Annotated in this window: 8 protein-coding genes; 2 read left to right on the forward strand and 6 right to left on the reverse strand. The window is 56.9% G+C overall.

The window, feature by feature from the left end; all coding sequences use genetic code 11:
* Positions 1-78: 78 nt before the first annotated feature.
* Positions 79-1,332, forward strand: coding sequence for an exo-beta-N-acetylmuramidase NamZ domain-containing protein (locus ACIQZK_RS06170; RefSeq protein WP_397575363.1), 1,254 nt, complete (start codon positions 79-81; stop codon positions 1,330-1,332).
* On the opposite strand, the gene ACIQZK_RS06175 is transcribed toward ACIQZK_RS06170, so the two are convergent.
* Together ACIQZK_RS06175 and ACIQZK_RS06180 are read right to left on the reverse strand one after the other, a co-directional pair.
* Positions 1,295-2,857: a sodium:solute symporter gene (locus tag ACIQZK_RS06175; protein WP_397575364.1), complete on the reverse strand. Its 1,563-nt coding sequence runs from the start codon at positions 2,855-2,857 to the stop codon at positions 1,295-1,297. The genes ACIQZK_RS06170 and ACIQZK_RS06175 overlap by 38 nt on opposite strands.
* 55 nt (positions 2,858-2,912) lie before the next feature.
* A complete protein-coding gene (locus ACIQZK_RS06180) occupies positions 2,913-4,274 on the reverse strand; it encodes an SRPBCC family protein (RefSeq protein WP_397575365.1) in 1,362 nt (453 codons plus the stop codon).
* Positions 4,275-4,329: 55 nt separating this feature from the next.
* Here ACIQZK_RS06180 and ACIQZK_RS06185 point away from each other — a divergent pair, with 55 nt between their 5' ends.
* On the forward strand, positions 4,330-4,794 hold the full coding sequence (locus ACIQZK_RS06185; protein WP_397575366.1) for a DUF3237 domain-containing protein: 465 nt from the start codon (positions 4,330-4,332) through the stop codon (positions 4,792-4,794).
* On the opposite strand, the gene ACIQZK_RS06190 is transcribed toward ACIQZK_RS06185, so the two are convergent.
* The 4 genes from ACIQZK_RS06190 to ACIQZK_RS06205 are packed head-to-tail and all read right to left on the reverse strand — an operon-like array spanning position 4,770 to position 7,611.
* Positions 4,770-5,669: an EamA family transporter gene (locus ACIQZK_RS06190; RefSeq protein WP_397575367.1), complete on the reverse strand. Its 900-nt coding sequence runs from the start codon at positions 5,667-5,669 to the stop codon at positions 4,770-4,772. The two genes, ACIQZK_RS06185 and ACIQZK_RS06190, sit on opposite strands and share 25 nt — an antisense overlap.
* Before the next feature lie 39 nt (positions 5,670-5,708).
* Positions 5,709-6,614 carry a carbon-nitrogen hydrolase family protein gene (locus ACIQZK_RS06195; RefSeq protein ID WP_397575368.1) on the reverse strand — a complete coding sequence of 302 codons (906 nt, stop codon included), beginning with the start codon at positions 6,612-6,614 and terminating at the stop codon, positions 5,709-5,711.
* Complete coding sequence (locus tag ACIQZK_RS06200) at positions 6,611-7,201, reverse strand: GNAT family N-acetyltransferase (protein WP_397575369.1); 591 nt, start codon at positions 7,199-7,201, stop codon at positions 6,611-6,613. The genes ACIQZK_RS06195 and ACIQZK_RS06200 overlap by 4 nt, the downstream gene beginning before the upstream one ends.
* Positions 7,198-7,611 (reverse strand): ketosteroid isomerase-related protein, encoded by a 414-nt coding sequence (locus tag ACIQZK_RS06205; RefSeq protein ID WP_397575370.1) that lies wholly within the window; start codon positions 7,609-7,611, stop codon positions 7,198-7,200. The genes ACIQZK_RS06200 and ACIQZK_RS06205 overlap by 4 nt, the downstream gene beginning before the upstream one ends.
* Positions 7,612-7,859 lie beyond the last annotated feature (248 nt).

Raw genomic sequence — 7,859 nt, forward strand, 5'->3', positions numbered from 1 at the left:
AGGGCTGGAGGGAAACCTCCGGCCCTTTTTCTTTGCGGCTGATGCCGTTATCCAATAGCCTTCATCATGCGATTATTTTTGACCTTTATTATTGCGTTGCTTCCACTGGCCGCCGTTGCGACTGCGCCGGTTCAGCCAAAAGCCCCAAGCCTCGTCAAATCGATCGCCGTTCCCATCAGGCATATCACCCCCGGGATCGAAGTTTTGCTTTCCGACCAACTGGCGTTGCTCAAGGGAAAGCGGGTCGCGCTGTTGACCAACCAGACCGGCGTTGATCGCAAGGGCATCAGCGACGTCGATCTGTTGCGCGCGCATCCCGCTATCAATCTCGTCGCGCTTTTCAGCCCGGAACATGGCGTGCGTGGCGAGGCGCAAGCCGGTGAAAAGGTGGCCTCGGGCATCGATCCCAAATCCGGCTTGCCGGTCCACAGCCTCTATGGCGAAACCAAGATGCCGACTGACAAGATGATGCACGGCATTGATATTGTGCTGGTCGATCTGCAGGACGTCGGCACGCGTTTTTACACATATTCCTCGACATTGCTGTTCATGCTGCGCGCCGCGGAGAAATCCGGAGCCGAAGTCATCGTGCTGGATCGTCCCAACCCGCAAGCCGGGGTGATGATAGAGGGACCAGTCCTCGAACCTGCATTTGCCTCTTTCGTGGGAAGCTTTGCCATGCCGGTTCGCCACGGCATGACATTCGGTGAGCTCGCGCAGATGTTCGTCGGCGAAGAAAAGCTGCGCACGCGCCTGCGCGTTATTCCCATGCACGGCTGGAATCGCGGCTTGGCGCCCTATGTCGCTTGGGATTTGCCTTGGGTGCCGCCTTCGCCCAATATGCGGACACCCCAAACAGCCGCAGTATATCCCGGCACGGCCTTGTTTGAGGGCACCAACATCTCCGAAGGACGGGGCAGCGAAAAACCGTTCGAATATATCGGCGCGCCTTTCATCGATGGCGCGGCGCTGGCGGATCGATTAAATGCAATGGGATTGCCGGGGGTCACTTTCGCGTCCATTTCCTTTACGCCGGATTTTTCCAAATATGCCGGGCAGCAGTGTCACGGCGTTTGGGTCATCCCCACCAACAGCAAAACATTCCAGCCATTCCGCACCGGTATCGCTGTGGTGAAGGCAGTCCACGGCATGTACCCGGACACGTTTGAATTCCGCTCCGGCACTCCAAGCTTTTTTGATCAGCTGGCAGGAACCGACACAGTCCGTAAAGGCATTTTGGACGGAAAAGCCGTCAGCGAGATTGAGGCTCAGTGGCAGGCGGGGCTTGATGCTTTTATGCAGCTACGGGCGCGGTATCTGATCTATCCTTGATATCCCTGCCCGCGCAGCAAACAGCAAATGCGACCGCCGTCCCGATACATAGCTGCCATGGGAAGGCCAGCGCCTTCCACGCCGTTGGCAGACCAAGACTGTCCACAACATAATGCTGTTGCAGCAGGATCGTGACAAAGCCAGCCAGCAGCGCGGCGATCACCGACCATGTCGCCCCACGCGTTGTAAACACCACGGTGCCATAGACGCCCAGCAAGCCCGAATACGCAAAGACCATCACGCCGAGTACAAATTCGAGCAAAGGCGTGTCGCTGTAATGCTGCCAATAGAAACACAATATCGACATCGCGAACAGCGCACATGCGAGCAATATCATCGCCGCGCGGCCGGCGTTGACATAATGCTGCTCGTTGGACGGTGCACCACGCCGTTCCAGCCAAGGCCGATAAAAATCGTTCACAACCACCGCTGACATCGAAATCAGTCCGGAATTGATCGCCGCTGCCGCGATCACGCCTACGGTTACCAGCCCGCGCAAGCCGGGTGGGACTTCAGACAGAATGAACGACATGAAGACCGTGATTTTTTCGCCTGCGAACGCATTGGTAGCGCCAACGCTCACGCCCATCAGGTCGGGGCGGTTGTAGAAGATGTGGAGCAGCGACCCTATCGCCATGAATAAAGCCACCACAGGGATTGCCGCCCACATGCTCGCATACAAAGCGCGTTTGCCCGATTGTGCATTTTCGCATGCCAAAAAGCGCTGCGTCGTGTCCTGATCGAGGCCAGCATTGCCGATATTGAGCAGCACCAACCCGGTCAGGATCGCCCACACGGTAAACGGCTTGGTAAAGTCCAGCGACCAGTCAAACAAACGGAGTTTGTCCATTCCGTCCGGTGCAGATTGAAGCGCGTCCCAAATTTCCGGGGCAGGTGCGGGAATTTTCACGAGCAAAAAGATGAGCACCAGCACCGCACCGCCGAGGTAGAGCACGACCTGCACCAGGTCGCTCCAGATAACGGCATTCAGCCCGCCGAACAGTGTGAACACAACACCGAAGACGACGAGGACCGCCGACGCGATAACGATATGTTGCGGCTCGACATCAAGGAAGATGATCATCGAAACCGCAATAGCGGCAAGATACAACCGCGCACCGCTCGCCAAGATCCGGCCGACGAGATACATACCCGCTGCCGCGCGTCTTGCGGTAGCGTCGAAACGGGCCTCCAGCAATTCATATACCGTGGTCGCACCGATTGCATAGAATCGCGGGATCAGGAAACGTGCGACGATAAAGGCAGCGATGATCGCGGCGAAGTTGCTTGTGAGATAGCTATAATCGCCGCGATAGCTGTTATCAGGGGCGCCGAGGAATGTTGCCGCCGACTGCATCGTCGACAGAACGGACACCGCAACCAGCCAGACCGGCGCATGATGCCCGGCGAGAAAATAGTCATCCGCCGTTTTGGTCCGCCGTGTCGCCTGATAGCCCGCAAATGCCAGCAATGCGACATAGGCAAGCAATATGCCCCAGTCATAAACGGTGAATGCTAATGGCATGAATGCTCCCCCAAGGCTGAGCCATTAGCGGAACATGCCTGTTTGTTCAAATGCGCTACCGCGCCATATATGCATCCAGCGTTTCGTGGTAATGGCGTATGCGGCTTTCCTGATAGCGCGCCAATGTCACACCCGGTTTCTTCGACGCACGCAGACCTTTTTGGATCCGCTTCAGATTGTCGGTGTCCTGATCAGCAACCATCGCGGCCGAACCAAGCTCCGGTGCGTCGGCCCATTTCTGATCCAGTCCCAGCATGGTCATTTTTGCAGGTTCGGGATGCGATCCGTCGGGGGCTTTGGAAAACAGAAACATGATTTCCATGATCGAGCTTTCGGGATCGTCGCCGTTAGGACGAAAGCGGTAGGTGATGGGCAACGCCTGCCCGCCCCACGGCACCATATTGGGGAAAAGCATATATTCGATCAGGTCGAGCGATTCTGAGTCCGATAGGGCGGACATGTCGCGGCCAATCGAGCGCGAAATCTTCTCGCGCGCACGTTCGGCAAGCTTGCCCCGCGCCGTTTCACCCGCGCCCACTTCAATGGGCTTGCCCGCAAAAAAGGGCACGTCGCGGCGCATTTCCTCTATGGTTTGTTCAGCCGTGGTTGCGGGCTTTGATGGGCTGGCGACGCCCTGAACACTGATCATCCGGCTGACGTGGCGCACACCGGGCCAAACGTCATATTGGGTGTTGCTGTCCCCATAATAGCTCAGCACCTGTCCATGCGCGAACGGTACATGGTACGCTTCGACAAAAGCCTCCATCGCCAGTTTCCAGTTGCATGGCATAATCTTGGCAACATGCGCCGCGACATAGCGGTCTTCCAGATTGAATGAGGCAAAATGCTCGGGCAGATTTTCGAGATAGGTTTCAAGTGGTTCGGCATCGGCATCAAAATTAATGAAAACAAATCCGCCCCATGTGCCCACGCGCGCTTCGGGAAGGTTCATCTTGTCCTTATCAACATGCGGGAAGTCCCATTGGCCCGGAATAACAGATAATGCGCCATCCAGCTTCCAAGTCCAGCCGTGGAAGGGGCAACGAAACTGCTTAACGCACCCGCCTTCGGTGCGGAGCATCGTTCCGCGATGCAGGCATGAATTGATATAGGCTTTGATCTCGTCAGGACCTGTTCGCACGACAATGAGCGAGTCATGCACGATGTCATACACAATATGGTCGCCAACATTCGGGATATGCTCCAGCCTGCATGCCAGTTGCCATGTCTTGCGCCAAACCTGCTCGACTTCGCGATCATGCCAATCTTTGGCGAAGTAACGCGCAATAGAAACATCATCACTGCTTTGCCCAATGGCGGGTGATTCCACGCGCATGACCGCAGGCGCTGGATTACGGTCGCTGTCGAATACTTGCTGAACCGATGGACCTGGGCGGCGCGCAATTATGTTGTCCAAAACTCTCTCCCTTATATGTCTTGCGCCATCCTGCCGTCATGGTAGCAACTGTGCAATGAACAATTTACCGCACCACCACCTCATCACCATGACGCTGACCGTTGATTTTGCAGGGATGATCAGCATTGGCCAAACCCCCGCCGGCCTGCGCCGCATTGCCCCCGTCACCGGCGGTCACTTTGCTGGCGAGCGGCTGAATGGCACGGTGCTGCCGGGCGGAAATGATTGGGTCGTCAACCGCGAAGATGGCGTGATGGTAATCGACGTTCGCCTAACGCTGCAAACCAACGACGGGGCTTTGGTTTACCTCAATTATCAGGGCCGTTTTCTGGCCGAAGCCGAAGCAATGTCCCGGTTCCGGAAAGGCGCATTGCTGGAGCGCCACGAATATTCACTGGCAGTCGTCGCAAAATTCGAATGTGGTGATAGCCGCTATAGCTGGCTTAACAATGTCATCGCGGTCGGCACCGGCGAACAAACCGCTGCGGGTCCGGTCTATTCGATTTTCGAAGTAGGTTGAAAAAATCTCGGCCATAAAAGGCTTAACGCCAACCCGCCCATGACCAACGCAGCGGCAAGCAATTTCCAGCTCTGTAATGGCTCGTTCAAGAACAAGGCCGATGCCCCCATCCCGAATATTGGTACCAGCAACGCCATAGGCGCAACGGTTGCCGCAGGATGCCGCGCCAAAAGCCATCCCCAAATCCCATAGCCGAACATGGTGTTGCCAACCGCTTGCCAGACCACCGCTGCCCAGGTCGTCGCCGTTGCTGCATGCACGCCCGCAATCAAGGCCGACGGGCCTTCAAATAACAAGGCGAGGGTGAACAGTGGCGGCACGGCAAAGATACTGGCCCAGACCACATAAGCAAGCATGTCGACCTTACCCGCGGCGCGCGAGACCATATTGCCACTCGACCAGCAAAACGCAGCCGTTACGACGAGCATCAATCCCAATGGCGTCGCGCTGCCATCCGAATGGGTCAGAATGACGGCCAGCCCGCTTGTCGCTAACACAAGTGCAGCCCATTGGAATGTGCGCACCCTCTCCCCCGTCAGGCGCATGGATAGGGCAATGGTAAAGAAGACCTGGATCTGAACGACCAGCGACGCGAGACCCGGCGTAATATCGCCTTTCATCGCCAAAAACAGCAGGCCGAACTGCCCGGCCCCGATCAATACGCCGTAGGCCGCAAGATTGGACAAAGGCACCGCAGGGCGTTTTAGGAAGAATGCCGCAGGCAAAAATGCACACGTAAAACGCAGTGTCGCAAGCCACAAAGGCGGCAAATGGGCCAACGCCAATTTGATGACGACAAAATTCGTTCCCCACACCGCCATCACTGCGATCGCGAGCAGAAGGTGCAGGCGTGGTAAGGCGGCGTTTTGTGGCATAAAAGTCCCCCTAACCGCTCAGCCCGTTTTTGCGAACAGTTAATCCAGCGGCACAACTTCTACCGGCAGATCGCTGGCAATTGCGCCGCAATATTGTTCGGGCCAATGCGCAAAGGGACGCACGGCCCCTTCGGTGCGCCAGCGGTTCACGCGCGCAAGATCAGCGTCTGCAACGACCCACGCCCCCTGCCCTTCGGTCCCTATCGCCACAACGCCATCGTCCGGACTATCGCCATCAGGCGGAACGAACAGCGCTGCCGCACCATAATTTTCGTCCAGCGCCGGCGACCATGGGGCCATGCCAACGGTCGGTGCCTGCGCCACAAAAATTTGGTTTTCCAATGCCCGCGCCTGTGCCCCAATCCGAACGCGGTGATAGCCTTGCAAGCTGTCTGTGCACGACGGGCAGAGAATGGCCTGCGCGCCAGCTTGTGCCTGCGCACGCGCGATCATCGGGAATTCGATATCATAGCAGGTAGAAATGCCCAGCATTCCCAAAGATGTGCGAAAAACCCGTAGGCTTTTTCCGCCTTTAATGTCCCAGGATTCACGTTCGAACCGGGTCATCATAATCTTGTCCTGATACGCCGTTTGCCCGTCCGGCATATAGAGGGTCGCCCTGTTTACAATCTGCCCATCTTCTTGGCCAAAGGGACGGGTTCCGCCGAGCAGGATAACCCCAAATTGCCGGGCGAGATCCGCATAATGGGCGTCAATTCGCGGCCCCAGTGCAACCACGGCCCGCAACGAAGCATGCAAATCGCTTGCGGTCGCCTTGTCGATTGCGGCCAATTCCATCGCCGCATATTCGGGAAACACCAAAATCTGTGCGCCTTGCGCCGCGGCATCGCCCACCCACTGCCCGACTTTCGCTTGCCAACTGGCAAAGCTATCGGGTTCTCCGATGGGATATTGGGCCGCCGCAATACGGACCGACGCAGTCACAGGTCACGCATCCAGAATTGCATGGTATGCGCGCTTTCGAAATCGTCGCCCAGATCCTGCCACTCAAGCGTTCCGGTCAAACCGGGCACCGGTGCATAGCCACGAGCACGCCAGAACGGGTGCAAATCGCGTGGTGCGTCGGGCCGCATCGGATGATTGTCAGGACGGATCACCGCACAAAAGGCGGTTTGCCTCGCCCCTGCGGCGCGCGCTGCGTCTTCACGCGCGTCGAAAAACTGGTGCCCAATGCCTTGCCCCTGATATTGCGGCAGCAGAACCGATTCCCCGAAATAGAATATCTGCGCAACATCCATTCCTTGGTCACAGAAGGGATTCTGGATGTCCGGCTTTTGTCCCGCCAATGGAGACGCCGTAGCCGCACCGATGATTAAGTCCCCGTCCCGGGCGACGACAAGCACCGATCCCGGTTCGCGCACAAATTCGGCCAGATAACTGGCTTCATACTCTGCGCTGCCGTCATAGAGATAGGGCCAGCTAAGAAAAACCTGAATCCGCAAATCAGACAGCGCCGGAATGGCGGCCCAGCGCTGCTCGGGATCCGTCAAGGAACGGACGTCTACGGTCATGAAACCTGCGCGATCCAGTCGGCAAGATTATAGTAAACCGAGACGCGTGTGATTTTTCCGTCTGCAACCTCAAAGAAACCACCCGCTGGCAAGCTGTAGCTCTGGCCATGCGCTGCAGGAAAGCCTTCGTCAGCAACCTTGTAAATGCCGTCGACGATGAATTCCGCCGCCGCGCGCCGGCCGTCTTCGCTGGTCATAATCACAATGTCACGCAGCTGTTCACTATAGGCATGATCCATCCGACCCAGAAAGGCGCGAAAGGCCAGCTTGCCGGTTTCACGGTCCCCTTGATTGATATCATGCGCCACATTGTCATCCAGGCATGCCAAGATGCCTTCAACATCCATGGCATTGAATGCAGCATAATATGCGCCAATCAGCGCCGCCGTTTTTTCACGCGTGTCGGGCATGTATCATTGTGTCCTTTAACCTGATGAATTGGATATCGATTAAGTCAGCGCAGCAAGGATTGTCCAGTAAGATAAATTGTCCAGACTTTCATAGGATTTTGAAACGCGGTTCCGGCCGACAGCGATCAAAGCGGCGGCCGCCCTTGACTCTGCGCCCAACCCTGCTAATGCCCGCCTCGTTCGGTGGGGCGACGGCTCCACCGGCAACCGTCCGAGACAGTTGGTGAACGGAATTTGCCGTTCTTAAT

The sequence above is a fragment of the Sphingorhabdus sp. genome, assembly GCF_044338195.1.
GTDB lineage: Bacteria > Pseudomonadota > Alphaproteobacteria > Sphingomonadales > Sphingomonadaceae > Sphingorhabdus_B.